Source organism: Paracoccus mutanolyticus (assembly GCF_003285265.1).
GTDB classification, from domain to species: domain Bacteria; phylum Pseudomonadota; class Alphaproteobacteria; order Rhodobacterales; family Rhodobacteraceae; genus Paracoccus; species Paracoccus yeei.
Map to the genome: position 1 here is coordinate 2697064 of NZ_CP030239.1, position 23900 is coordinate 2720963.

Here is a 23900-nt window from a genome sequence, read left to right on the forward strand (position 1 = left end):
GCGGCGCTGCGCGACAAGGTGGACCACATCATCCTGGTCCTGCCCGCGCTGGCCGAAGCCTCCGAGGTGGAAATCGCCGCCGGGCTGGTCGACGGGGCCATCCTGACGCTGCGCTGGGGCGAGGATCGCGGCCCGCAACTGGCCGAGACGCTGGCCTCGAGCCGCGTGCTGCGTCCGCTGCTGCTGGGCGGGCTGTTCACGGCGGGCTCGGCCCGGGGGTTTGCGCGCTACAACGGCTAGGACGCGCCGCGCCGGTCAAAGAAACGCCGCCGCGATGGCGCTGCGGGACGGTATTGCCGGCACCGCGGCGGCTGCTAAATATCCCGCAGGGCAGGAACGAATCCGGCCGGGCAGGGTTATTGGGCGCACGATGTCGTCCGGTGCCGGCCCGGACCCGGACGACCGATTTTTGGGGGACAGGGTGATCACAGCAGACAGGCCGGCGGCTTGGCCCATCCGAGGCGGCCAGGCGGGCCAGATGATCCGGGACATCGACTGGGCGACGACCCCCCTGGGCGCGATGACGGACTGGCCGCAGACCCTGCGGATCAAGGTCAATTCCATCGTGAACTCGCCCATCCCGCAGGTGCTGATGTGGGGCCCCGAAGCGATCCTGCTGTACAACGACGGCTATATCGAGATCGCGGGCAGCTATCATCCGCGTGCCTTGGGCGGTCGCTGCGCCGATATCTGGCCCGAGATCTGGGACTGGAACAGCCGCATCCTGAAGCAGGGCTTCCAGGGCGAGGTGCAGGCCTTTCGCGAACAATCCCTGACGCTGAACCGCCGCGGGCACCCCGAGGAAGTCGTCTTCGACCTGTTCTATACGCCAATCTACGGCGACGATGGCCAGCAGGTCGAAGGGGTGCTGTGCACCGTACTCGACATCACCGGCGCGGTCCGGGCGCGCACCGCGCTTGCCGAAAGCCGGGCCGAGTTGAGGACGCTAACCGACTCGCTGCCCATCCTGGTCGGCTTTCTGGACAGGAACCTGGTCTATCAGATGGCGAACAGCCGCTATCTGGACCTGTTCGGCAAGCACCCCGACAAGGTCGTGGGCCGGCATGTGTCCGAGATTGCCAGCGTCGAATACCTGGCCCGCCGAGAGCCCGACCTGCGCCGGGCACTGGCCGGCGAGACGGTGATATCGGATGCGCCGATGACGCTGCCCGACGGCAGCCGGCGCACCTTCGAGGTGCGCTATATCCCGCGCCGCGATGCCGAAGGCGCGGTCCTGGGCCTTTACGTGATGATGCTGGACATCGAGGACCGCACCCGCACCGAAAACGACCTGCGCGACAGCAACGCCCGCTTTGCCGCCGCGGTCGAGGCGATCCATGGCGTGCTGTGGACCACCGGCCCGGACGGGCGGATGCAGGGCGAACAGCAGGGCTGGGCCTCTCTGACCGGGCAGGGCGCCGAGGAATATCAGGGTCACGGCTGGGCCGAGGCGGTCCATCCCGAGGACCGCGCAGCCACGCTGGAAAGCTGGGCGCAGGCCGTTGCCGCGCAAACGACCTATACCTGGGAACATCGGGTGCGGCGTCACGACGGCACCTGGCGCAACTTCGCGATCCGCGCCGTTCCGATCCGCGATGCCGATGGCCGGCTGCGCGAATGGGTGGGGGTGCACACCGACATCACCGAACAGCGCGTGCAGAGGGCCAGTTGGTCGAGCGCGCCCGCGACCTTGAGCGGCCGGTTCGCCACCGCGAGCGGGCCGAGGAGCAGCTTCGCCAGCTGAAGAAGGCCTCGAGGCCCGCGTGAGCACGAGGTCGCCGAGCGCCGCAAGGCCGAAAGCGCCCTGCGCCAGGCCCAGAAGATGGAGGCGATCGGCCAGTTGACCGGCGGAATCGCGCATGACTTCAACAACCTGCTTCAGGTGGTGGCGGGGAACCTGCAACTTCTGGCGCGCGACGTGGTGGGCAATCCGCGATCCGAGCAGCGCGTCGCCAATGCGCTGGCGGGCGTCGCGCGCGGCTCGAAGCTCGCCAGCCAGCTTCTGGCCTTTGGCCGCCGCCAACCGCTTGAGCCCAGGGTGATCCATCTGGGCCGGCTAGTGGGCGGCATGGACGATCTGCTGCGCCGTTCACTGGGCGAGGGGGTCGAGGTCGAGGTCGTCACCTCGGGCGGGCTGTGGAACACCAGCGTCGATCCGGGGCAGGTGGAGAACGTGCTGCTGAACCTTGCGATCAACGCGCGCGACGCGATGGAGGGCCATGGCCGGCTGACCATCGAGGTCGCCAACGCCCATCTGGATCAGGCCTATGCCGATTGCCATGCCGAGGTCTCGGCCGGGCAGTATGTCATGCTGGCCGTGACCGACACCGGCAGCGGCATGGCGCCCGAGGTGCTGGAAAAGGCCTTCGACCCGTTCTTCTCGACCAAGCCCGAGGGCAAGGGCACGGGGCTGGGCCTGTCGATGGTCTATGGGTTCGTCAAGCAGTCGGGTGGCCATGTCGCCATCTACAGCGAACCCGGGCAGGGGACGACGGTGCGGGTCTATCTGCCGCGCTCGATGGCAAGCGAGGACCGCGAAATCGCCGTCACCTCGGGCCCGGTGAGGGCGGCACCGAAACCGTGCTGGTGGTCGAGGATGACGACGACGTGCGTCACACCGTCGTCGATCTGCTGACCGACCTGGGATATCGCTCCTGACCGCCCGTGACCCGCAGGCGGGGCTGAACGTCATCGAAAGCGGCATGGCCATCGACGTGCTGTTCACCGACGTGGTGATGCCCGGTCCCGTCACCAGCCGGGAAATGGCGCGCCGGGCGCAGGAACGGCTGCCGGGCGTCGCGGTGCTGTTCACCTCGGGCTATACCGAGAACTCGATCGTCCACGGAGGGCGGCTGGACCTGGGGGTCGAGCTTCTGTCGAAGCCCTACACGCGCGAGGCGCTGGCCCGGCGCTTGCGCCAGGTCCTGGCCAATGCCCGTCAGGCCCAGGCCGACCGGCGGGACGAGGCCCCTGCGCCCCTGTCCCTTGTCACGCCAGCCCCTGCGCCGTCGTCGTCCGAACGCCCCCTCGCATCCTGCTGGTCGAGGACGATGCGCTGATCTGCGCCGACACCGCCATGATGCTTGAGGAAATGGGCCATGCCGTCATGCAGGCGGGCAGCGCCGGCAAGGCCCTGGCCCTGGCCGAGGGGCAGCCGCTTGACCTGCTGCTGACCGACCTCGGCCTGCCCGACATGCAGGGCGACGCGCTGGCGGCCCTTGTCCTGGAGCGGCACCCCGGCATCGCCCTGGTCTATGCCACCGGGGAAATGAGCATCCCGCCCGGCAGCCCCGCGCGCGCCGTCCTGCTGGCGAAACCCTATACCGAAGGCGACCTGCGCCGCGCCGTGGCCCAGGCGCTTCGGCGCCGGGACGAGTCCTGAGCCCTAGTCGCGGGCCTGAAGGATCGTCGCGCCGCTGACCGCACGGTGCCAGCGCATCCAGCGATAGCGGCCGAACTGTTCATGCAGCGCACGGGCAGCGCCAGCACCCGCGCCGTCGCCCGCGGCCTCGCACAGGGCGATCAGCCGGCGGTGAAAATCGGCGCGGAATGGGGCAAGTGCGACCGCATCGCGCAGCAGGGCGATGGCCTGGGCCGTGTCGCCCGCGATCTCGGCCCCCTGGGCCGCGGCGGCGCAGGTTCTGGCGCAGCCGCGCAGATACAGCGGATGCTCCCGCGCCAGGGCCACGGCGGCCGCGCCCTCGCCCCGGCGCACCAGGTCGGCCAGCCTGGAAAAGAACTGCTGATAGGCCGGCACATCGGTCACGATGGCCACCAGCCCCTCCAGCCGGTCGATCGAGGCGGGCGACATCGCCACCCCGGCATGGCCGTCGCGGTCGATGTCGGGCACCGCGTCGTCGTCGCCGTCGTAATCGTGGTCGACGAAGAAATGCAGGTGATGCGCCCCCGAGGCGGCGGCGTGCATGTTGAAATCGCCAAGGCGATGGCGCGCGGTCTGAAGATGGCTCAGTTCGATGAAATGGCTGCCCGGCCGGGCATACAGCATGTTCGCAAAGCCCGCCCCGTGGGCCGAGACCAGCACCTCGGCCCGGTTGGCGATGCCGGCCTGTTCCCGGGGGCTCAGGTCCTCGAAATAGACGGTCTCGAAGCCGTGGCGCGACAGCATCGCCACCAGCTCGGCCTCGCCGGCCAGGCCGCGGTTCTTCGAGGCGCCCGGCTTGCGGCCGACATAGAACCGCGTCGCCGTGCTGCGGGTCGCGGCCAGGGTCAGGGCCGCCTCGCGGTGGCGGACGACATATTCGTCCAGGCTGTTGTTATACAGCGTCTTGTAATTCGCCAGCGTCGGCTCGCGCAGGTGCCCGGGCTGGTCTGGACTGCCCAGGCCGGCCTGGGGTTCGACATCGGGCATCATGGCCGGGGTCGACAGGTGATACAGATGGTTGGTGTTGAAGGGCAGGATGGCGCGGTCGAACTGCGTCCGGCGGGTTTCATATTCCACCCGGTCGGCAAGCTCGGGATAGAAATCCTCGACCAGCCTGCGAATGAAGGGCTTGAGAGGCCGGTTGCTGCCCGACAGCAGCAGGATCGGCCCCCGCAGACCATAGTCGCGATACATCTGCAGATAGATCAGCGTCTCGGTCGTGAAATGGTAGAAGTTGAAGAAGTTCCGCGCCTCGACCAGAAAGGGCAGGTCCTTGGCCGCCTCCCATCGGGCGGGGGACAGGACGGGCACCGATTTCTTGCGCGCCTTGCCGGCCAGCAGCCAGGCCTCGTGGGCGGGTTCGGTCACCTTGCGGTCCGCGATGCGCTTGATCGTGCGGGTCCGCATCCGCAGGGCCGAGGCGCCCGACAGCAGCACCCGGCCGCCAACGGTGGGGGTGCGACGCGAAAACTCGAACTGTTCGACAACGGCTGGGAAGGACTTGAAGCGCAGATAGCATTTCGCCCCGCGCGTGGCGCGATAGGTCGCGATGAACTGGTAAAGTTGAAGCCGCTGGTCGGGATGGTCGGATGCCACGACCGCCGACAGGCTGGCCGCCGGCACCAGGTCGGGGGCGAGGTCATGGGGGGCGCCCTCGGGTCCGGGCGCCAGGCGGAAGCCGCCGTCCAGCCCCGGGATCAGCACCGGCAGCAGGGGCCGGTCCTCGTCCGTCGTCGCGGTGGCGTGCTGGGGTGCCATCAAGGCCCTCCGTCCTGTCGCTTGCCCTGCCAGGGTGCCCCGGGGTGCCCCGGCGGCCTTGGCACGACCGTTAACTAACATGACGGCGTCCGACGCGCCAGATTGCCGCCGGAACATTCGCAGGCCGTCGCGGCCAAGCCCTTGCAGGGCCTAGCCTTTGGCCGAAAAATGAATTGGATGCAGGGCCGGGAAAAGGGGCCGGTGCGGACGCCCGGCCCCCCCGATGCCGGCTCAGGCGTCCTGCGCAACGCTGCCGGCCAATACCGGGGTGACGGTCTATTTCGAGGATGTGCCGCAACTGGGGTGTTGCGGGGCAGGAGACGGTCACGACCTACCCGGCCTGGGCAGCTTGAAGCGGGCAAGCCGCGTCTCGAGCGGGTGCAGCACGTCCGCCTCGGTCAGGGGCAGGGTGCCGCTCGGGACGACAACCGCCGTCACGCCTTCGCCGAAATCGCGATGCGGCAGTCCGATCACCGCGCTTTCGGTCACGCCGGGCAGGGCGTCGATCTCGGTCTCGATTTCCTTGGGATAGACGTTGTAGCCGCCGGTGATGATCAGGTCCTTGCCGCGCCCGACGATGTGCAGATAGCCGCGTTCGTCGAACTTGCCCAGATCGCCGGTGATGAAGAAGCCGTTCTCGCGCAGTTCGGCGGCGGTCTTTTCCGGGTCGCCAATAGCCCTTGAAGACGTTCGGGCCGCGCACCTCGATCATGCCGATTTCGCCCTGTGGCAGTTCGGCGCCGGTTTCGGGATCGGTCACGATGATCTGAACCCCCGGCAGGGGCATGCCCACGGTCCCTGCGACCCGGTCCCCGTCATAGGGGTTCGAGGCGTTCATGTTGGTTTCCGTCATCCCATAGCGTTCCAGGATCGCGTGGCCGGTGCGGGCCTGCCATTCGCGATGGGTTTCCGCCAGCAGGGGGGCCGATCCCGACACGAACAGCCGCATGTGCCGGGTGTTTTCCGCCGTCAGCATGTCGTCTTGCAGCAGCCGGACGTAAAAGGTCGGAACGCCCATCAGCACGGTCGCCCGGCCCATCAGTTCAAAGATGCGGTCCACGTCGAATTTCGGCAGAAAGATCATCGACGCGCCGGAAAACAGCGTCACGTTGGTCGCGACGAACAGACCGTGCGTGTGAAAGATCGGCAGTGCGTGGATCAGCACGTCATCGGCCGAATAGCGCCAGGCCTGTTGCAGGGCGCGGGTGTTCGACACCAGGTTGCCATGCGTCAGCATCGCGCCCTTGCTGCGCCCCGTGGTGCCCGAGGTGTAAAGCAGCGTGGCCAGGTCGTCGGCCTGGCGCGGAACGGTGGCGAAATCGGGACTTGCGGCATCCGCCGCGTCGGCCAGCGTGCCCTTGCCGTCCGCACCCAGCGTGACCAGCGCCGCGCCCGCCTTTTCGGCGACTGGCGCCAGCACCTCGGCGCGGGACGGGTCGCAGACAAAGACGCGGGGGCGGGCGTCGCCCACGAAATAGTCAATCTCGGTCGGGGTGTAGCCGGTGTTCAAGGGCAGGAACACTGCCCCCGCCCGCGCGGTGGCGAGATACAGGATGATCGCCTCGACCGACTTCTCGACCTGCACGGCCACCCGGTCGCCGGGTTCGACGCCAAGGCCGGCCAGCGCATTGGCCCAGCGGCCGGTCCGGGCCACCAGATCGGCGTAGGCGATGCGTTCGCCCGAAAGCGTCTCGATCGCGGTGGCCTGCGGGTCGGCGATGCCGCGCTCCAGGATGTCGAAAAGGTTCTCGCTCATGGATGGTGTCCTTTGCTCAGGCGTTCGGTTGGGAAAGGGCGCGCTTCACGCTGTCCGACGCGGCCACGGCGCCCCGTTCGGCAAAGCCCTCGTGATTGGCCTCGATCCGGCCCAGATCATACAGATAGTTGACCATCAGCCCGTGCGACTGCTTCAGCCCGTTGGCCGAAACGTCGCCGAGGAAGTTCAGGCGTTCCAGCCGGGCGCCATTGCCCAGGTGAAAGCGGGCGACCGGGTCGATCACCCGGCCCTTGGCGTCGCGCGCGGCCAGGAAATAGGTCGCGGCGGCCGCCAGCAGCGGTTCGCGCACCGCCTCGGCGCGGGCCGGGTCCAGGTGCCAGCCGGGATCGTCCAGCGTCGCAAAGGCGATGCGCTGGTCGGGGCTGAGCAGTTCCGAATTCTCGTCCTTGCGCTGGGCGGAAAGCCATGCGGCAAAGCCCGGGACCGGCGACAGGGTGACGAAGGTCTTGATCTCGGGCAGTTCGGCCTTGAGTTCCTCGACCACCTGCTTGATCAGGAAATTGCCGAAGCTGACGCCCGCCAGCCCGCGCTGCGTGTTCGAGATGGAATAGAACACCGCCGTATCCGCCGCCTCGGCGGCGATGGGCTTGCGGTCCAGATCCAGCAGGCCCGCCACATTGTCCGGGATCTCGCGGGTCAGCGCGACCTCGACAAAGATCAACGGCTCGTCGACCAGTTGGGGGTGAAAGAAGCCATAGCAGCGCCGGTCGGTCGGTTGCAGGCGGTTCCTCAGGTCGTCCCAGTTCCGGATAGCGTGCACCGCCTCATAGCGGATGATCTTTTCCAGGATGCTGGCCGGGGTGTTCCAGTCGATGTGGCGCAGCACCAGAAAGCCCCGGTTGAACCAGGACGCGAACAGATGGGCAAAGTCGCTGTCCACCCGGCGCAGCGCAGGATCGTCCCGCAGGTGGCGCAACAGTTCCTCGCGCATGCGGACCAGCGCGGTGGTGCCGCCGGGGGCCAGGTTCAGGCGGCGCAGCAGCTCCTGCCGGCGCGGCTCGCTGGCCGCGTGCAGCGCCTCGACCGCCTCGACACCCTCCGGGTCGCGTCCGACGGCGGCCAGGGCCCTGGCCACCGACGCGGGATCGGGGCCAAAGCGGTCGGCCAGGTTTTGCAGGAACGCCAGCCGCTGGCCCGGGTCGGCCCGGTCGAACGCGGTCAGCATCTCGCGGGCGATGGCGACGCCCGAGGCCTCGCCCCGCCGCGACAGCAGCGCCTCGCCCAGTTCTGACAGGTCGGGCGCCTCGACCGCCGGGCTTTCGGCCCCGCTTCGTCCCCAAAGGCGGCGGGTGCGGTCGGTCAGGGATTCGAACAACTCGGCCAGAAAGGCGGGGCGGGGCGCGCGGCCTGGGTCGCGCTGGGTTTCGGGTTTCATGTCACGAGCCTCCGTTCGGATTGGACTGCCGGGATCAACCCGGCAGCAGGACAAAGATCGCCACAGTGCCAGGTTGCCGCGGTGTCGATGAGCTCATCACCTTCGCTCAGCAACTGGCGGAAAACCTGCCGGTCGACGCCGCGCGAATTGGCCAGCACCAGCGCGCCGCTGGTCGAGAAGGGGCTGACATCCACGATGGTCGAAGCGACGGCCATGCCGGCGATGAAGCCGATGGCCCGACGCCGGTGCCGGCCTGCAGGAAGGGCACCGCCAGCGGGATCAGCGACCCCAGCACCGCCGTGGACGAGGCAAAGGCCGACACCACCGCCCCGATGAAGAACAGCATCAAGGCCGCCAGCATGGGCGAGGCCATGCCCGCCACGCTGTCGCCCACAAAGTCGATGGTGCCCATGTGTTCGAGCACCGCGACATAGGTCGACACGCCGGTGATCAGCATGATCTCGGGCCAGGCGACCTGGGCCATGGCGCGTTTCTGCATGGTCGGCGCCCTGAGGGCCATCACGAGGCCGACCGTCAGCGAGACGAAGCCGATATCCAGGTTGAAGGCCAGCACGAGAATGGCCACCAGGGCCAGGCCGAAAACCGTGACCATCTGCACCAGGCTGCCGTCGGGCTGGTCGCCTTCCTCGACCTCGGCGACCAGGCGGTTCGAGGTGCCGCCGCCTTCCTCGCCGATGCGGCGCGACAGGGCCTCGGCCTCGCTGTCGCCAAAGATCTGGGGGCCGGTGGCGGGGCGCGCGATTTCCACATGAGGGACGGCGACGCCTCTACCGTGTCGCTGCGCATCTGCATCAGGCTCCGCCCGCCCAGCACCAAGAACAGGATCAGCGCCACGCCGGCATTGACCAGGAAGCTGGCGGCGAAGGTGGCCATCTCCGACAGAGGCAGGCCGGCCTTCTGGACCACGCCGTTGGTGATGCCGCCATAGATGCTGATCGGCGAAAAGCCCCCGGCCTGCGCGCCATGGACCACCATCAGGCCCATCAGCAGGGGCGAGATGTGATAGCGGAATGCAAAGCCCAGCGCGATGGGCGCGACGATGGCGACCGCGCCGGGGCTGACCGCGCCGACGGCGGTCAGCATGGCGGAAATGAAAAACATGATCCACGGGATGCGGCGATGCGTCCCTTGACCGCGCGCACCGCCATGCGCACGAGCCAGTCGATGGTGCCGTTGTTCTGCGCAAGGGCGAACAGCCAAGTGATGCCCGCGAGGGTCAGGAACAGACCACTGGGGAATCCTGCGATAATTTCCTTGGCGGTGTCCCCGGCAAGCAGCGTGCCGACCAGGAACGCGCCTACGAAGGCTAGAACGCCGATGTTGATCGGTAATGCGGTTGCAATGACGAACATCGCCACCAGGGCATAGATCGAAATCAGGTGTGGGGTCATGCGCGGCTCCTCTCCTTGCAAACCTCAGGGGGTGGCCGGCCCTCCCAAGCCGGCGAATCCTCTCCGGGCTGTTATACGCTTGGCCTAGCCTGTTGTATATAACAGAGAGTGGCATGGATGAATCATGCGGAGCTGTCTATCTTTGAACCGCAAGGAGGGACCATGGCGACAATTCCGAATACGCTCCGCATCCGAAACGCACTGGAGAATGCCATCGTCCAGGGCATCTACGCCCCCGGCGCGCGCCTGGACCCCGAGGCGCTGGAGCGCGAATTCGACGTATCCCGCACCCCGATCCGCGAGGCGATCCACCAGCTGGAAGCCTCGGGCCTGGTGCGCGTCGTGCCCAAACGGGGCACCTTTGTCACCGAATGGAGCCCCAGCGAACTGGCCGAGCGCTTCGAGGTGATGGCCGAGGTCGAGGCGACCTGCGGCCGGCTGGCGGCACGCCGCATCACCGAGGCCGAACTGGAAGCGTTCGAGGCCGTTCATGCCGATGCCGCCGCCTGGCCGAGGCGGGCGAGGTCGAGGCCTTCATGCCCGCAATTCCGAGTTTCATCACTGCATCTATCGCGCCACCCACAACGCCTTCCTCGAGCAGGAGGCGTCGCGGCTGCATGCGATGCTGCAACCCTATCGCCGGATGCAGCTGCAGGTCAGGAACCGGATGGCCCGGTCCTTTGCCGAACATGACGCGGTGGTGGCGATGATCCGGGCCGGCGATGCCGATGGCGCGGCGCGGGCGCTGCGCGACCATGTCATCGTGCAGGGCGACCGTTTCCACGACCTGATCGCGGCGCTGCGCCCCACGGGCTAGGGCCTAGACGCGATCCAGCCAGGGCAGGGGGTCGGGCTGGATCATGTCCTGCACCGCCTCGATCCGCAGCAGGGCGCGGCGGCGCGAAATGCGCAGATGCGCGACCAGCGCCGCCTTGGCCCCGGCGATGTCGCCGGCCTTCAGCAGGCGCACGATTTCCAGATGCTCGCCCAGAAAGGGCTCGGTCCCGAACAGCTCCAGCGTCAGGGCATAAAGGAAGTGATGCGCGACCAGAAGCGCCTGGGGCAGGCCGATCGCCTGCATCAGAGCGCCGTTGCCGCAGTGGCCCAGCAGCTCGACATGCAGCCGCTGTTCAAGCCGGTCCAGCACCGCGCCGTCCAGGGCAGCGCCGCGCTTGATCGCCTGGCGCAGCTCGTCCTCCATCACGTCCAGGAAGCCAGGCGGCAGATGGGGCACGGCCTTTTCCATCGCCACCGGCTCGAGCAGCCAGCGCAGTTCGTAAAGCTCGTTCATGTGGTCGGCCGTCAGCGCCGGCGCGAGCCAGCGGCCGCTGTCGTCCTTGCGCACGATGCCGCGCTGCTGCAGGCGGCCCATCACGTCGCGGGCGACGGTGCGGCTGACGCCATGATGGCGGGCCAGCATCGCCTCGTTCACGCGCCAGCTTGCCAGCGAGGCATGCGAGATAATCGCAAGCTCGATCTCGGGGTAAAGCCGCTCCCAGGCGGGCTGCTGGGTCAGGACGGTCGGGGCGGCGGGGCGCGGGGTGGCGGAGGCGGGCGCACCCACCACCTCGAACCGCCCCGAGGGCGCGCGGCGCAGCATCCCCGCCCGGGCCAGTTCCTCAAGCGCGCGGCGGGCGGGGGCACGGCTGATGCCGAAGCGGCGGGCGATGCCCAGTTGGGTCAGCGCCTCGCCCGCAGGCAGAAGCCCCTGGGCGATGTCCTGCGCCAGGGCGTCGCTGGCCTGGCGGTAAAGGGGGGGCGCATGAAGGGCTTGGTTCATCGGGCGATCCTTTGGGCCACGATGCCCAAGCGGCCCGACGAAAGCAATTGTGCCATCGGCAATCGCTGTCTAGTGTGTACACAGGACATCAAAGGGGGGCGCCATGTCTGAACAGCCGCGTATCGCATTGCAGGATCTGGAGCGTTTCAGCCGCTCGGCCTTTCTGGCGGCAGGCGCGGACGCGGCGACGGCCGATGCCGCGACGCGGGCGATGATGCACGGCACGACGCTGGGGGTGGATAGTCACGGAATCCGGCTTCTACCCCATTACATCAAGGCCTTGCAGGGCGGCCGGCTGAACCGGAATCCGGCGCTGCGCCAGGTGGGCGGTTTCGGCGCGGTCGAGGTCTGGGACGCCGATCACGCCCAGGGCGCGGTCGGGGCCTATCACGGCATGACTCGCGCGGTCGCCCTGGCGAACCAGTTCGGCCTGGGCGCGGTGTCGATCCGCAACTCCTCGCATTTCGGTCCCGCCGGGGCCTATGCGATCGAGGCGGCGCGGGCAGGGCTGATCGGCCTGACCTTTTGCAACTCGGACAGTTTCGTGCGGCTGCATGACGGTGCGATGCGCTTTCACGGCACCAATCCCATTGCCGTTGCCGTCCCCGCACCGGGGCAGGAGCCGTGGCTTCTGGACATGGCGACCAGTGCCATCCCCTATAACCGCGTCCAGCTTTATCAAAGCCTTGGGATCGAACTGCCCGAGGCGACGGCGTCCGATGCCCAGGGGTCGATACGCGCGACGCAAGCCTTGCCGACATGCTGGCACCCGTGGTCGGCGCGTTCGGCTGAAGGGCGCGGCGCTGCGGGTGTGGCGGAAACTTCAGCCCGGTGCTGTCGGGCATGAAGCTCAGCTTCGACATTCCGCCCATGGGCGGGCCGGATTTCGCGACGCCGCGCGGCATGGGCGCCTTCGTCCTGGCCCTGAAGCCCGAGGCGTTCCTGGACCGCGAGGCGTTCGAGGCGGGAATGACGCGTTATCTGGACGTGCTGCGCCAATCCCCCGCGCGCGAGGGATGCCAGGTCATGGCGCCCGGCGACCGCGAATGGCGCGTGGCGGACGAACGGCGGCGGAACGGCGTGGTCCTGGACCCGGCGACGGCGCAGGGGTTCCGCGATCTGGCCGCGCACTACGGGCTGGCGGAACTGGCCTGACCAGATAATCGCCAAAGCGTGAAAATCTGCTTGACCGAATCCCTGCAAGCTTCTTATCGTCGTAATTGGTCAAACCAGTTGACCGCGTGCCGCGAGGAGGCGGCGCGCCCAGGGGGAAAGCCATGCAGACCGAGCCCAGGCCACGCCGGCAATACCGGCAGGTGGCCGACCAGATCCTTGCGCTTGTCGCCCGGCAGGGCCTGGGCCCCGGCGCCCGGCTGCCGTCCGAACGCGACCTGGCCGACAGCTCAGCGTGTCGCGCCCGTCGCTGCGCGAGGCGCTGATCGCGCTAGAGGTCGAGGGCCGGGTCGAGATCCGCATGGGCTCGGGCATCTATGTCCGGACCGGCGCCGCGGCCGCGCCCGAGCTTGAGGTCGAGGGGCCGATGGAGCTGCTCAGCGCGCGCTGCATCATCGAATCCGCCATCGCCGAAGAGGCCGCCCGCCATGTCACCCCGGCGGTAATTGCCCGTCTGGACGATCATCTGGCCGGCATGACGGCGGCCGTGCACGACCGGATGCAGGCCATCCGGCTTGATTGCGCCTTTCACGTCGAGATTGCCCAGGCCACGGGCAACGCGCTGCTGGCGAATTTCACCGCCACCACGTTCGAACGCCGCCTGACGCCGATCTTCGCCCGCTTCTCGGCCCATTTCGAGGGGCCGCGCACCTGGCGGCTGGCGATTTCGGAACATGGCGCGATCCGCGACGCCATCGCCGATGCCGACCCGGCCGCCGCGCGCGAGGCGATGCGCCACCATCTGACGGAATCGCAACGCCGATTTACCGAGCCTGCTGGCGAGCCGGACTGCGGCCACCGAAAGACGAACGATGCTCATGGGAGGATAAGCATGAAGTTCACCATCAAGACCATCCTGGGGGCGGCCGCGCTGATGGCCAGCGCCGCCGTGGCCCAGGCCCAGACCGCCCTGAAATGGGCCCATGTCTATGAGACGTCCGAGCCGTTCCACACCGAATCCGTCTGGGCGGCCGAGGAAATCGCCAAGCGCACCGACGGCCGCTACAAGATCGACGTGTTCCCGGCCTCGCAGCTGGGCAAGGAGGCGGACCTGAACCAGGGCCTGCGGCTTGGGACCGTGGACATCATCATCTCGGGCTCGAGCTTTGCGTCGCGCGACTACAAGCCGATCGGCGTGACCTACTATCCCTATATCTTCCGCGACCCGTCGCACCTGATCGCCTACACCAAAAGCGATGTCTTCAAGCGGCTTGCGCAGGGCTATGAGGAAGCCTCGGGCAACCACATCACCGCCGTGACCTATTACGGCACCCGCCACACCACGGCGAACAAGGAAATCAAGACCTGCGCCGACCTGAACGGCGTCAAGATGCGGGTGCCGGACGTGCCGGCCTATCTGGCCATGCCGCGCGCCTGCGGCGCCAACACCACCCCCATCGCCTTCGCCGAGGTCTATCACCGCCTTGCAGAACGGCGCGGTGGACGGCCAGGAAAACCCGCTGGCCACCATCTAGGCCGAGCGGCTTCTACGAGGTGCAGAAGAACATCGCCCTGACCGGCCATATTGTCGACCACCTGAACACGGTCGTGTCCCAGACCCTGTGGGCCAGCCTGTCGGACGAGGACAAGCAGATCTTCTCGGAGGTGATCTCGAGGCCGCCGAACGCGCCAGCAAGATCGTCGAGGAGCCGAGGCCGCGCTGGTCGACAAGTTCAAGGGCTGGGCCTGACCGTGACCGACGTGGAGCAAGGCCGATTTCGAAAAGACGGTGCTGGAACAGCAGCCGGTCGAATCCTTCGGCTACAACCTCAAGGACTGGGAAGACATCCGCGCGGTGCAGTGATCCGCCGGCCCGGCGCCCCAGGGCGGGCCCCGGGCCTTTCCCCGACAATCTGGAGCTAACGCAATGGCCGACCAAGATCACACGCTGCTGAGCGTGGAAGAGATGGCGCATGCCTTCGAGGACGACACCGGCCCGGTCGACCTGTCGCCCTATTCCGTCGAGGACTGGCTGACGCTGGCGGTCTTCTGGGGGATGGCGCTGTGCATCTTCCTGCAGTTCTTCACCCGCTATGCGCTGAACAACAGCCTGGCCTGGACCGAGGAGATCGCCGCGAACTGCCTGGTGGTCGTGGTGTTCCTGGGGGCCGCGATGTGCGTGCGCATGTGCCGCCACATCGCCGTCGACCTGCTTTACAACTTCATGTCCCGCCCTGTCCGTCGCCGCTTCGAGACCGCCGTCGACATCATCAGCATCGGCTTTTTCGCCTACATGACCTGGCTGATGTGGCGCTATATCGGCATCGTCGGAAACGAGCGCATGGTCACCGTCGACCTGCCGCGGGGCATCGTCTTCTACACCGTCTTCGTCGCCTTCGTCCTGATGCTGCTGCGCGGTGTGCAGAACTTCATCAAGGACATGCGGGGCGAAAAGACCTGCCGCGAAAACGCCGCCGATCATGGCGCGACCGGAGTCTGACCCATGCTGCTTCTGATCGGATCCTTCCTTCTGCTGATGGTCGTGGGCGTGCCCGTGGCCGTGTCCATGGCGGTGGCCTCGCTGGCCTTGCTGCTGACCTACAATGTCGCGCCCGACATCATCCCGCGCAGCGCATGATCGCGGGTGTCGAAGAGCTTTCCCCTGATCGCGGTGCCCTTCTTCATCCTGGCGGGCAACCTGATGAACATCGCGGGCGTCATCGGCCGCATCTATCACTTTGCCCTGTCGCTGGTCGGCTGGATGAAAGGGGGCCTGGCGCAGGTCAACATCATCGGCTCGGTGGTGTTTTCGGGCATGTCGGGCACCGCGCTGGCCGACGCCGCCGGGATCGGCACCATCGAGATCAAGGCGATGAAGGACCACGGCTATCCGGTCGAGGCCGCGGTCGGCGTCACCGCCGCCTCGGCCACGCTGGGGCCGATCTTTCCGCCCTCGCTGCCCTTCGTGATCTACGGGATGATGGCCAATGCCTCGATCGGGGCGCTGTTCATGGCCGGGATCGTGCCCGGCGTGGTGATGACGCTGCTGATGATGGCGACGGTCTATGTCTTTGCCCGCGCCAAGGGCTGGGGCTCGGACACACCCTTCGACCTGAAGGAACTGCTGGCCGCCACGCTCGAGGTGGTGATCGTGCTGTCCTTTCCGGTGGCGGTCTATGTCCTGACGCTGCTGGGCCTGTCGGTTAATATCGCGGTGCTGATCGGGCTGGCCGCGCTGATCGGGCTGGACTGGTATTTCGACTGGCATGCGGTCATGGCGCTGATGGCGCCGGTGCTGCTGATCGGCGGCATGACCATGGGCTGGTTCACGCCGACCGAGGCCGCCGTCGCCGCCGTGCTGTGGTCGCTGTTCCTGGGTCTGGTGCGCTATCGCACGATGACGCTGCGCAGCCTTGCCAAGGCCAGCTTCGACACCATCGAGACCACCGCCTCGGTCCTGTTCATCGTCACCGCGGCCTCGATCTTTGCCTGGCTTCTGACGGTCAGCCAGGCGGCGCAGCTGTTCGCGGATGCGATGTTCGCGCTGACCGACAACTGGTGGACCTTCCTGATCATCGTCAACATCATCCTGCTGATCGTGGGGGCGTTCCTGGACACCATCGCCGCGATCTCGATCCTGGTGCCGATCCTGCTGCCGGTCGCGGCGCGCTATGGCATCGACCCGGTGCACCTGGGCCTGATCGTGACGCTGAACCTGATGATCGGCCTGCTGACGCCGCCGGTGGGGATGGTCCTGTTCGTGCTGTCGCGGATTTCCAGGATGTCGGTCGAGCGCACGGCGCTGGCCATCCTGCCCTGGATGATCCCGCTGTTCATCGCGCTGCTGCTGATCACCTTCATCCCCTCGATCAGCCTGTGGCTGCCGACCAAGCTGGGTCTGATCCGCTAGGGCAAGAAAACCGGCCCATGCGACTGCGGCTGCCGTCGCATGGGTATTTGGGCAACAAGGAAGGCTTTGGGCTATGCGCACGCGTGTGGCGCGTCTTTACGGCGCGCGGGACCTGAGGGTCGAGGAACAGGAGGTTGGCCGCCCCGGCCCGGGCGAGGTGCTGCTGGCGATGGCGGCGGGCGGGATCTGCGGATCGGACCTGCACTATTACCAGGACGGCGGTTTCGGCCCGGTGCGGGTCCGCGAGCCGATCATTTCGGGGCACGAGGCCTCGGGGCATGTGGTCGAGGCGGGTGCAGGGGTGGATCTGGCGCCAGGCACGCTGGTCGCGATCAGCCCGTCCCAGCCCTGCGGGGACTGCGACTATTGCCAAAAGGGCCTGCCGATCCATTGCCTGGACATGCATTTCATCGGCTCGGCCATGCGGCTGCCGCATGAACAGGGCATGTTCCGCGACCTGTTCGTGGTGCCGGCTCGGCAGGTCCATGCCTTTCCCGAGGGGGTAAGCGCCGCAGAGGCGGCCTGCGCCGAGCCGCTGGCGGTCTGCCTGCATGCCGTCGCGCAGGCCACCGAACTGCGGCCCGATCTGTCGGCATTGCGGGTCATGGTGACGGGGGCGGGACCCATCGGCCTTTTGGTGCTGGCCGCGCTGCGCCATCAGGGCGCGCGGGACGTGATCGTCACCGACCTGACCGACGCCGCGCTGGAACGCGCCCGTGCGATGGGGGCGGGGACCACGATCAACGCGCCCGCGATGCCGCCGCGCTGGAGCCCTTGCAGGACGGCAAGGGGCAGGTGGACGTGATCTTCGACTGCTCGGCCGCGGGGCCCGCGCTGCGCACCGCCTTTGCCGCGATCCGGCCGCGCGGGCTGATCGTGCAGGTGGGCGTGACGGGCGATGTGACCATTCCGCTGAACGCGCTGGTCGGCAAGGAAATCACCTGGCGCGGCTCGCAACGGTTCCACCAGGAATTCGCCGAGGCCGTGCGCCTGATCGGCAGCCGCGCCATCGACGTGCGCCCGATCATCAGCCACAGCCTGCCGCTGGCCCGCGCGCGCGAGGCCTTCGACCTGGCCGGCGACCGCAGCATCGCCTGCAAGGTGCAACTGACATTCGCAGGAGAAGACGCATGAGACACACCTGGCGCTGGTTCGGTCCGGTGGACAAGGTAAGCGTGCAGGACGCGGTGCAGGCCGGGGTGCAGGGCATCGTCACCGCCCTGCATCATGTGCCCACCGGCGCCGCCTGGACGGTCGAGGGCATCCGCCAGCGCCAGGACGAGGTGCGCGCCGGCGGGCTGGAATGGGAGGTGGTTGAAAGCATCCCCGTCAGCGAGGACATCAAGACCCAGACCGGCGACTGGCGCGCCCATGTCGCCAACTGGCAGGAATCGTTGCGCCGGCTGTCGGACTGCGGCATCCGCACGGTCTGCTACAACTTCATGCCGGTGCTGGACTGGACCCGCACCGACCTGCGCTGGCCGACGCGCCAGGGCGCGCGGGCAATGCGGTTCGACCTGCCGGACTTCGTGGCCTTCGACATCCATATCCTGAAGCGCCCGGGCGCCGCCGAGGATTACCCCGAGGCTTTGGCCGCCGAGGCCGCGCGGCGTTTCGCCGACATGCCCGACAGTCGCATCGCCGAGCTTGGCCGCAACATCGGCGCGGGCCTGCCCGGCTCGGCCGACGGCTATACGCTGGACCAGCTGCTGGAGAAGCTGCGCAGCTATCAGGGCATCGACGCGAACCGGCTGCGCGGCCATCTGGTCGATTTCCTGGAACAGGTGGCGCCGGTGGCCGAGGAGGCGGGAATCAACATCTGCGCCCATCCCGACGACCCGCCGTGGCCGCTGCTGGGGCTGCCGCGCATCCTGTCCACCCGCGACGACTATGCCCATATGCTGGGGCAGGTCGATCTGCAGGCGAACGGGGTGACGCTGTGCTCGGGCTCGCTGGGGGCGCGGGGCGACAACGACCTGCCGGCGATGGCGCGGGAATTCGGACCGCGCATCCATTTCGTCCACCTGCGCAACATCACGCGCGAGGCCGCGACGACGCCCTGTTCCTTCTATGAGGACGAGCATCTTGAAGGCGGCACCGACATGGTCGAACTGGTCGCCGCGCTTCTGGCCGAGGAGCGCCGCCGCAAGGCCGAGGGGCGCGCCGATCACCAGATCCCCATGCGTCCCGACCACGGGCAGGAGATCCTGGACGATCTGGCGCGGGGGGCGCAGCCGGGCTATCCGGCCATCGGGCGGCTCAAGGGCCTGGCGGAACTGCGCGGCATCGAACGCGCGCTGGGCCACCCCCGGCTGGGGCAGCCGGCATGAGGCTGTCGCAGGCGGATTGGCGCGGCTTCGACCGCGCGGGGTTGCGGCCGGGCATCCTGCATCTGGGCCTTGGCGCGTTTCACCGCGCGCATCAGGCGGTGCTGACCCAGGCGGCGGTCGAGGCCGAGCCCGGCCCCTGGGGCATCGTCGCGGTGAACCTGCGCTCGGCCCAGGTGGTGCGGGATCTGGCGGCGCAGGACGGGCTGTTTTCCGTCGTCACGCGGGGGGCCAAGGGCGACAGCGCGCTGGTCGTGGGCGTGACCCGCGGCTGGCTGTGCGCGGCCGAAGCGCCCGATGCGGTGCTGGCGCATCTGGCCGACCCGGACATCCGGGTGGTCACGCTGACCGTGACGGAAAAGGCCTATGGCATCGACCCGGCGACGGGGGGGCTGGACCGGACCCACCCCTCGGTCGCGGCCGACCTCGCCCGGCCGGATCGCCCGACCGGTCCGCTGGGCTTCCTCGTCCAGGGCTTGCGGCGGCGGCGCGAGGCCGGCGTCGCGCCATTCACGGTGCTGTGCTGCGACAACCTGCCGGCGAACGGGCGCGTGCTGCGCCGGCTGGTTCTGGAACTGGCCGAGGCGCTGGACCCGGACCTTGCGCTGTGGATCGGCGCGAACGTGGCCTTTCCCAGCAGCATGGTCGACCGCATCGTGCCGGCCGCGACCGACGAAACCCGCGCCCGCGCGAGCGCCCTGATCGGGGCCGAGGATGTCCTGGCGGTCGAGACCGAGCCCTTCATCCAATGGGTGATCGAGGACCGCTTTCCGCAGGGCCGCCCCGCCTGGGACCTGGCCGGCGCGGTCATGGTCCGGGATGTCGAGCCCTACGAGAAGATGAAGCTGCGGCTGCTGAACGGCAGTCATACGCTGATCGCGCATCTGGGCATCCTGCACGGGCTGGATTACGTGCGGGACGTGATGGCGGTGCCCGAACTGGCGGCGCAGGTTCACGATCACATGAACGCGGCGGCGGCGACGCTGGACCCGGTTCCGGGCATCGACCTGGACGCCTATATGGATCAGCTGATCGCCCGCTTTGCCAACCCGGCCATTGCCCATCGCACGATCCAGATCGCCATGGATTCGACCCAGAAGCTGCCCCAGCGCATCCTTGCCCCCGCCGTTCAGGCGCTGCCCCAAGGCGCTGATGCCTTTGCCCATGCCGTCGGCGTCTGGATCGCGGCGCTGGCGCATCGCGGACAGGCCGACGATCCGCGCGCGGCGGAACTGATGGCGGCGGTCGCGGCGATGCCCCAGGACGATCCGTCGGCGCCCTTCTTCGCGCTGCCCGGGCTGTTTCCCGCGCCGCTGGTCGAAAGCCGGGCGTGGCGCGACCGGGTGAACGCGGCCATTCATGGTTTTCGAGGTCGGACATGATCCTGCAATTCGGCACCAGCCGCTTTCTGCAAGCCCATGTCGACCTGTTCCTGCACGAGGCGCGCGAGGCCGGGCAGGACGTGCCACCGGTCACCGTGGTCCAGACCTCGGGCTCGGTCGAGAGGGCGGGCCGGGTGCGCGCCTTCGGGGCGGCCGAAGGCTATCCGGTCGTCATCCGCGGGCTTGAGGACGGCGCCCCGGTCGAACGCCGGGTGCAGGTCAAAAGCGTGACGCGCGGCCTGTCGGTCTCCACCGACTGGCCCGAGATCGTGCGGCTGTTCGTGCACGAGGTGCGGTTCGTCGTCTCGAACACCGGCGATGCGGGCTATGCGCTGGACCCTTTCGATCACGGCCTGGACGCTGCGGCGCCGGCGCGCAGCTTTCCGGCCAAGCTGGCCCAGCTTCTGCACGCCCGCTATGTCGGCAGCGGCGAGGCCCTGACCATCCTGCCCTGCGAGCTGGTGCAGGGCAACGGCCCGATCCTGCGCGGGCTGGTGCGGGACTGCGCGAAGGGCGCCGCGCCGGGTTTCCTGGACTGGCTGGACGCGCGGGTGGTCTTTGCCAACACGCTGGTCGACCGCATCGTGTCCGAACCCATCGAGCCGGTGGGCGCGGTGGCCGAGCCCTATGCGTTGTGGGCCATCGAACGGGCGCCGGGGCTGGAGCTGCCCTGCACCCATCCCGCCATCGTGCTGGCCGACAGCATCGAGCCGCACGAGCGGCTGAAGCTGCACATCCTGAACCTGGGCCACAGCTGGCTGGCGCAGGTCTGGCAGGATGAACACCGCCCGGCGGACGAGACCGTGCGCGAGATCCTGGCCGATCCCGGTGTGCGCGCGCGGCTGGATGCGCTTTACGAGGGTGAGGTGATCCCCGGCTTTGCCGCGAAGGGCATGGGCGCCGAGGCGCGCGATTATGTCGAAACCACCCTGGCGCGGTTCCTGAACCCCTATCTGGACCACCGCATCGCCGACATTGCCGGCAACCACGCGCTGAAGGTGCAGCGGCGCATGGCGGCCTTTCTGGACTGGACCGGCCAGCCCGCGCCGATGCTGTCGGCCATCATCGAAAGGAACGCCGCATGAAGGCGCTGATCTGCAACGAACCGGGCAGCCTGTCGCTGATCGAGCGCCCCGACCCCGTGCGGGCCGAGGGCGAGGTTCTGGTCCGCATCCGCCATGTCGGCATCTGCGGGACCGATTTTCACATCTTTGGCGGCAAGCACCCGTTCCTGGACTATCCCCGCGTCATGGGGCACGAGCTTTCGGGGACGGTCGAGGAGGCGCCCGAGGGTTCGGCGCTGAAAGCCGGCGACCCGGTCTATATCGTGCCTTACCTCAGCTGCGGCACCTGCCAGGCCTGCCGCAAGGGGCTGACCAACGCCTGCCGCAATATCAGGGTGCTTGGCGTTCATACGGACGGGGGCATGGCGGAACGGCTCTCGGTTCCCGTGCAGAACGTGATCCCGACGGGCGGCATCGCGCTTGAGGATGCCGCGATGATCGAGTTCCTGGCCATCGGCGCGCATGGCGTCAAACGTGGCGCCATCACCGACCGCGATCGGGTGCTGGTCACGGGCGCCGGCCCCATCGGCATGTCGGCGATCATCTTTGCCAAGGCGCGCGGCGCGCATGTCACCGTCATGGACATGCGGCGCGACCGGCTGGACTTTGCCACCGAGCGGCTGGGTGCCGACGCCGGCCTGCTGGCCGATGACGACGCCGGGGCCGAGATCGCCCGCCTGACCGGGGGCGACGGGTTCGACTGGTGATCGACGCGAACAGGCATCATCCGACGCGGCCGATCGAGCAGGGCTTCGGCTTTCTGGCCCATGGCGCGCGCTATGTGCTGCTGTCGGTCGTGCCGCAAAGCATCACCTTCGCGGACCCCGAGTTCCACAAGCGCGAGGCGACGCTGATTGCCAGCCGCAACGCCCAGCCCGACGACTTTGCCGAGGTGGTGGCCCAGATGCGGGCCGGCCGCGTGCCGACGCGGGCGCTGAACACCCATCGCGGCCCGCTGGGCGATGCCGTGCACCTGTTCCAGACCTGGTCGCGCCCCGAGGCGGGCGTGATCAAGGCCATTCTTGATCTTTAGAAAGGAAGCGCAGCCATGTCCGAGACCACAGCCGCGCCCGCCACCACCGCCCCCCGCATCATCCGCCTGCGGCCGCAGGACGATGTGGTGATCGCCACCCGTCCCATCCCCGCCGGCACCCTGCTGGAGGAGGAAGGGATCACCACGCTGACCGACATTCCGCCCGGCCACAAGATCGCGACCCACGCGATCGCCCAGGGCCAGCCGGTCCGGCGCTATAACCAGATCATCGGCCTTGCCTCGCAGGACATCGCACCGGGCGACCATATCCATGTCCACAACCTGGCCATGACCGACGTGCAGATGGACCATGCCATCGGCGCCGATGCCCATCCGACGCCCCGGGTGGAGCAGCCGGCGACGTTCATGGGCTATCGCCGGCCGGACGGGCGGGCGGCGACGCGGAACTATATCGGCATCATCTCATCGGTGAACTGCTCGGCCCGGGTGGTGCGCGCCATCGCCGACCATTTCCGCCGCGACATCCGGCCCGAGTCGCTGGCCGATTTCCCGAACGTGGACGGGGTCGTCGCGCTGACCCACGGGATCGGCTGCGCGGTGGACAGCAAAAGCGAATCCATGCGCATCGTGCGCCGCACCCTGTCGGGCTTTGCCACCCATCCGAACTTTGCCGCCGTGCTGTTCATCGGCCTGGGCTGCGAGACGAACCAGATCGCCGACATCATGCAGTCGCGCGGCCTGACCGAAGGCGCCAAGCTGAAGGCCTTTCCATCCAGGACCAGGGCGGCCGCAAAAGACCATCCAGCACGGCATCGCGCAGGTCACCGCCATGCTGCCCGAGGCCAATGCCGTGGCGCGCGAGCCGATCCCGGTCAGCGAACTGGTCGTGGGGCTGCAATGCGGCGGCTCGGACGGCTATTCGGGGATCACCGCGAACCCGGCGCTGGGCCTGCGGTCGATATCCTGGTCAGCCATGGCGGCACGGCGATCCTGTCCGAGACGCCCGAGATCTATGGCGCGGAACACCTGCTGACGCGGCGCGCCGAGACGCGCGAGGTGGGCGAGAAGCTGATCGCCCGCATCGACTGGTGGAAGGAGCACACCGCCCGCAACGGCGCCGAAATGAACAACAACCCCTCGGCCGGAAACAAGGCGGGCGGGCTGACGACGATCCTGGAAAAATCCCTGGGCGCCGTCGCCAAGGCCGGCACCACCAACCTGCGCGGCGTCTATGAATATGCGGAGCCGGTGACGGAACACGGCATGGTCTTCATGGACAGCCCCGGCTATGACCCGGTCTCGGCCACGGGGCAGGTGGCGTCGGGGGCGAACCTGATCTGTTTCACCACCGGGCGCGGATCGGCCTTTGGCTGCGTGCCGGCGCCGTCGCTGAAATTCTCGACCAACACCGCAACCTGGCTGCGCCAGGAAGAGGACATGGACCTGAACTGCGGCAGCATCATCGACGGCGGCGCCACCATCGAGGGGTTGGGCGAGGTCATCTTCCGGATGATGATCGACTGCGCCTCGGGCAAGCCGTCCAAGAGCGAGCAGCACGGCTATGGCCAGGACGAATTCGTGCCCTGGCAGATCGGCGTCGTGACCTGATTGCCGGCCTTGGCATTC

General features: G+C 68.1%; 26 protein-coding genes and 3 pseudogenes. 23 read left to right on the plus strand and 6 right to left on the minus strand.

What is annotated here, in order from left to right; all coding sequences use genetic code 11:
• Positions 1 to 18: 18 nt before the first annotated feature.
• From DPM13_RS14540 to DPM13_RS23685, 5 genes are all read left to right on the plus strand, one after another.
• Complete coding sequence (locus DPM13_RS14540) at positions 19 to 240, plus strand: P-loop NTPase family protein (protein WP_112888280.1); 222 nt, start codon at positions 19 to 21, stop codon at positions 238 to 240.
• A gap of 238 nt (positions 241 to 478) precedes the next feature.
• The gene (locus DPM13_RS23670; protein ID WP_223252052.1) at positions 479 to 1744 is read left to right on the plus strand and encodes a PAS domain-containing protein; all 1266 of its coding nucleotides are present in this window, start codon (positions 479 to 481) and stop codon (positions 1742 to 1744) included.
• A 78-nt stretch (positions 1745 to 1822) separates the two neighbouring features.
• Positions 1823 to 2635, plus strand: a complete 813-nt coding sequence (locus tag DPM13_RS23675) for an ATP-binding protein (RefSeq protein ID WP_223252053.1) — start codon at positions 1823 to 1825, stop codon at positions 2633 to 2635.
• 67 nt (positions 2636 to 2702) lie between these two features.
• Positions 2703 to 3059 (plus strand): response regulator, encoded by a 357-nt coding sequence (locus DPM13_RS23680; RefSeq protein WP_223252054.1) that lies wholly within the window; start codon positions 2703 to 2705, stop codon positions 3057 to 3059.
• 17 nt (positions 3060 to 3076) lie between these two features.
• Positions 3077 to 3382 carry a response regulator gene (locus DPM13_RS23685; protein ID WP_262983139.1) on the plus strand — a complete coding sequence of 102 codons (306 nt, stop codon included), beginning with the start codon at positions 3077 to 3079 and terminating at the stop codon, positions 3380 to 3382.
• A 3-nt stretch (positions 3383 to 3385) separates the two neighbouring features.
• Here the strand turns inward: DPM13_RS23685 and DPM13_RS14550 are convergent, their stop codons facing one another.
• The 5 genes and pseudogenes from DPM13_RS14550 to DPM13_RS23695 all read right to left on the minus strand — a co-directional run.
• Positions 3386 to 5140, minus strand: coding sequence for a glycosyltransferase family 61 protein (locus DPM13_RS14550; protein ID WP_112888281.1), 1755 nt, complete (start codon positions 5138 to 5140; stop codon positions 3386 to 3388).
• A gap of 339 nt (positions 5141 to 5479) precedes the next feature.
• Positions 5480 to 6896: pseudogene (locus DPM13_RS14555) on the minus strand (malonate--CoA ligase); the annotation flags it as partial.
• A gap of 16 nt (positions 6897 to 6912) precedes the next feature.
• Positions 6913 to 8292, minus strand: coding sequence for a malonyl-CoA decarboxylase (locus DPM13_RS14560; RefSeq protein ID WP_112888282.1), 1380 nt, complete (start codon positions 8290 to 8292; stop codon positions 6913 to 6915).
• A 106-nt stretch (positions 8293 to 8398) separates the two neighbouring features.
• The gene (locus DPM13_RS23690) at positions 8399 to 9061 is read right to left on the minus strand and encodes an SLC13 family permease (RefSeq protein ID WP_223252055.1); all 663 of its coding nucleotides are present in this window, start codon (positions 9059 to 9061) and stop codon (positions 8399 to 8401) included.
• Positions 9062 to 9318: 257 nt separating this feature from the next.
• Positions 9319 to 9704, minus strand: a pseudogene (locus tag DPM13_RS23695) (SLC13 family permease); the annotation flags it as partial.
• Positions 9705 to 9866: 162 nt separating this feature from the next.
• Between DPM13_RS23695 and DPM13_RS23700 the strand changes: the two are divergent.
• Positions 9867 to 10010: pseudogene (locus tag DPM13_RS23700) on the plus strand (GntR family transcriptional regulator); the annotation flags it as partial.
• A gap of 190 nt (positions 10011 to 10200) precedes the next feature.
• A complete protein-coding gene (locus DPM13_RS23705) occupies positions 10201 to 10521 on the plus strand; it encodes an FCD domain-containing protein (RefSeq protein ID WP_223252056.1) in 321 nt (106 codons plus the stop codon).
• Positions 10522 to 10524: 3 nt separating this feature from the next.
• Here DPM13_RS23705 and DPM13_RS14575 read toward each other — a convergent pair whose 3' ends face one another.
• On the minus strand, positions 10525 to 11484 hold the full coding sequence (locus DPM13_RS14575) for a GntR family transcriptional regulator (RefSeq protein ID WP_112888283.1): 960 nt from the start codon (positions 11482 to 11484) through the stop codon (positions 10525 to 10527).
• 103 nt (positions 11485 to 11587) lie between these two features.
• Here DPM13_RS14575 and DPM13_RS14580 point away from each other — a divergent pair, with 103 nt between their 5' ends.
• From DPM13_RS14580 to DPM13_RS27715, 16 genes are all read left to right on the plus strand, one after another.
• Positions 11588 to 12331, plus strand: a complete 744-nt coding sequence (locus DPM13_RS14580) for an Ldh family oxidoreductase (RefSeq protein ID WP_223252057.1) — start codon at positions 11588 to 11590, stop codon at positions 12329 to 12331.
• Positions 12328 to 12639, plus strand: a complete 312-nt coding sequence (locus DPM13_RS23710) for an Ldh family oxidoreductase (RefSeq protein WP_262983141.1) — start codon at positions 12328 to 12330, stop codon at positions 12637 to 12639. Before DPM13_RS14580 ends, DPM13_RS23710 begins: the two co-directional genes overlap by 4 nt.
• 122 nt (positions 12640 to 12761) lie before the next feature.
• Positions 12762 to 12923 carry a hypothetical protein gene (locus tag DPM13_RS26155; protein WP_317616320.1) on the plus strand — a complete coding sequence of 54 codons (162 nt, stop codon included), beginning with the start codon at positions 12762 to 12764 and terminating at the stop codon, positions 12921 to 12923.
• A complete protein-coding gene (gene dctP, locus DPM13_RS26160; RefSeq protein ID WP_317616321.1) occupies positions 12893 to 14173 on the plus strand; it encodes a TRAP transporter substrate-binding protein DctP in 1281 nt (426 codons plus the stop codon). Before DPM13_RS26155 ends, dctP begins: the two co-directional genes overlap by 31 nt.
• Positions 14152 to 14520 carry a hypothetical protein gene (locus tag DPM13_RS27230; protein ID WP_397244690.1) on the plus strand — a complete coding sequence of 123 codons (369 nt, stop codon included), beginning with the start codon at positions 14152 to 14154 and terminating at the stop codon, positions 14518 to 14520. The genes dctP and DPM13_RS27230 overlap by 22 nt, the downstream gene beginning before the upstream one ends.
• A gap of 4 nt (positions 14521 to 14524) precedes the next feature.
• Complete coding sequence (locus tag DPM13_RS14595; RefSeq protein ID WP_080622132.1) at positions 14525 to 15097, plus strand: TRAP transporter small permease; 573 nt, start codon at positions 14525 to 14527, stop codon at positions 15095 to 15097.
• A 3-nt stretch (positions 15098 to 15100) separates the two neighbouring features.
• Positions 15101 to 15235: a hypothetical protein gene (locus tag DPM13_RS25260; protein WP_262983142.1), complete on the plus strand. Its 135-nt coding sequence runs from the start codon at positions 15101 to 15103 to the stop codon at positions 15233 to 15235.
• A gap of 6 nt (positions 15236 to 15241) precedes the next feature.
• On the plus strand, positions 15242 to 16507 hold the full coding sequence (locus DPM13_RS14600) for a TRAP transporter large permease (RefSeq protein WP_223252058.1): 1266 nt from the start codon (positions 15242 to 15244) through the stop codon (positions 16505 to 16507).
• Between the two features lie 73 nt (positions 16508 to 16580).
• A complete protein-coding gene (locus DPM13_RS14605; protein ID WP_317616322.1) occupies positions 16581 to 17312 on the plus strand; it encodes an alcohol dehydrogenase catalytic domain-containing protein in 732 nt (243 codons plus the stop codon).
• Positions 17282 to 17641: a zinc-binding dehydrogenase gene (locus DPM13_RS26165; protein WP_317616323.1), complete on the plus strand. Its 360-nt coding sequence runs from the start codon at positions 17282 to 17284 to the stop codon at positions 17639 to 17641. Before DPM13_RS14605 ends, DPM13_RS26165 begins: the two co-directional genes overlap by 31 nt.
• The gene (gene uxuA / locus DPM13_RS14610; protein WP_112888284.1) at positions 17638 to 18837 is read left to right on the plus strand and encodes a mannonate dehydratase; all 1200 of its coding nucleotides are present in this window, start codon (positions 17638 to 17640) and stop codon (positions 18835 to 18837) included. Before DPM13_RS26165 ends, uxuA begins: the two co-directional genes overlap by 4 nt.
• Complete coding sequence (locus tag DPM13_RS14615; RefSeq protein WP_112888285.1) at positions 18834 to 20216, plus strand: mannitol dehydrogenase family protein; 1383 nt, start codon at positions 18834 to 18836, stop codon at positions 20214 to 20216. The genes uxuA and DPM13_RS14615 overlap by 4 nt, the downstream gene beginning before the upstream one ends.
• The gene (locus DPM13_RS14620; RefSeq protein ID WP_112888286.1) at positions 20213 to 21301 is read left to right on the plus strand and encodes a mannitol dehydrogenase family protein; all 1089 of its coding nucleotides are present in this window, start codon (positions 20213 to 20215) and stop codon (positions 21299 to 21301) included. The genes DPM13_RS14615 and DPM13_RS14620 overlap by 4 nt, the downstream gene beginning before the upstream one ends.
• On the plus strand, positions 21298 to 21987 hold the full coding sequence (locus DPM13_RS14625) for an alcohol dehydrogenase catalytic domain-containing protein (RefSeq protein ID WP_223252059.1): 690 nt from the start codon (positions 21298 to 21300) through the stop codon (positions 21985 to 21987). Before DPM13_RS14620 ends, DPM13_RS14625 begins: the two co-directional genes overlap by 4 nt.
• A complete protein-coding gene (locus DPM13_RS23720) occupies positions 21984 to 22313 on the plus strand; it encodes an MDR/zinc-dependent alcohol dehydrogenase-like family protein (RefSeq protein WP_223252060.1) in 330 nt (109 codons plus the stop codon). The genes DPM13_RS14625 and DPM13_RS23720 overlap by 4 nt, the downstream gene beginning before the upstream one ends.
• A gap of 15 nt (positions 22314 to 22328) precedes the next feature.
• The gene (locus DPM13_RS27715; protein ID WP_449579228.1) at positions 22329 to 23882 is read left to right on the plus strand and encodes a UxaA family hydrolase; all 1554 of its coding nucleotides are present in this window, start codon (positions 22329 to 22331) and stop codon (positions 23880 to 23882) included.
• Positions 23883 to 23900: the final 18 nt, after the last annotated feature.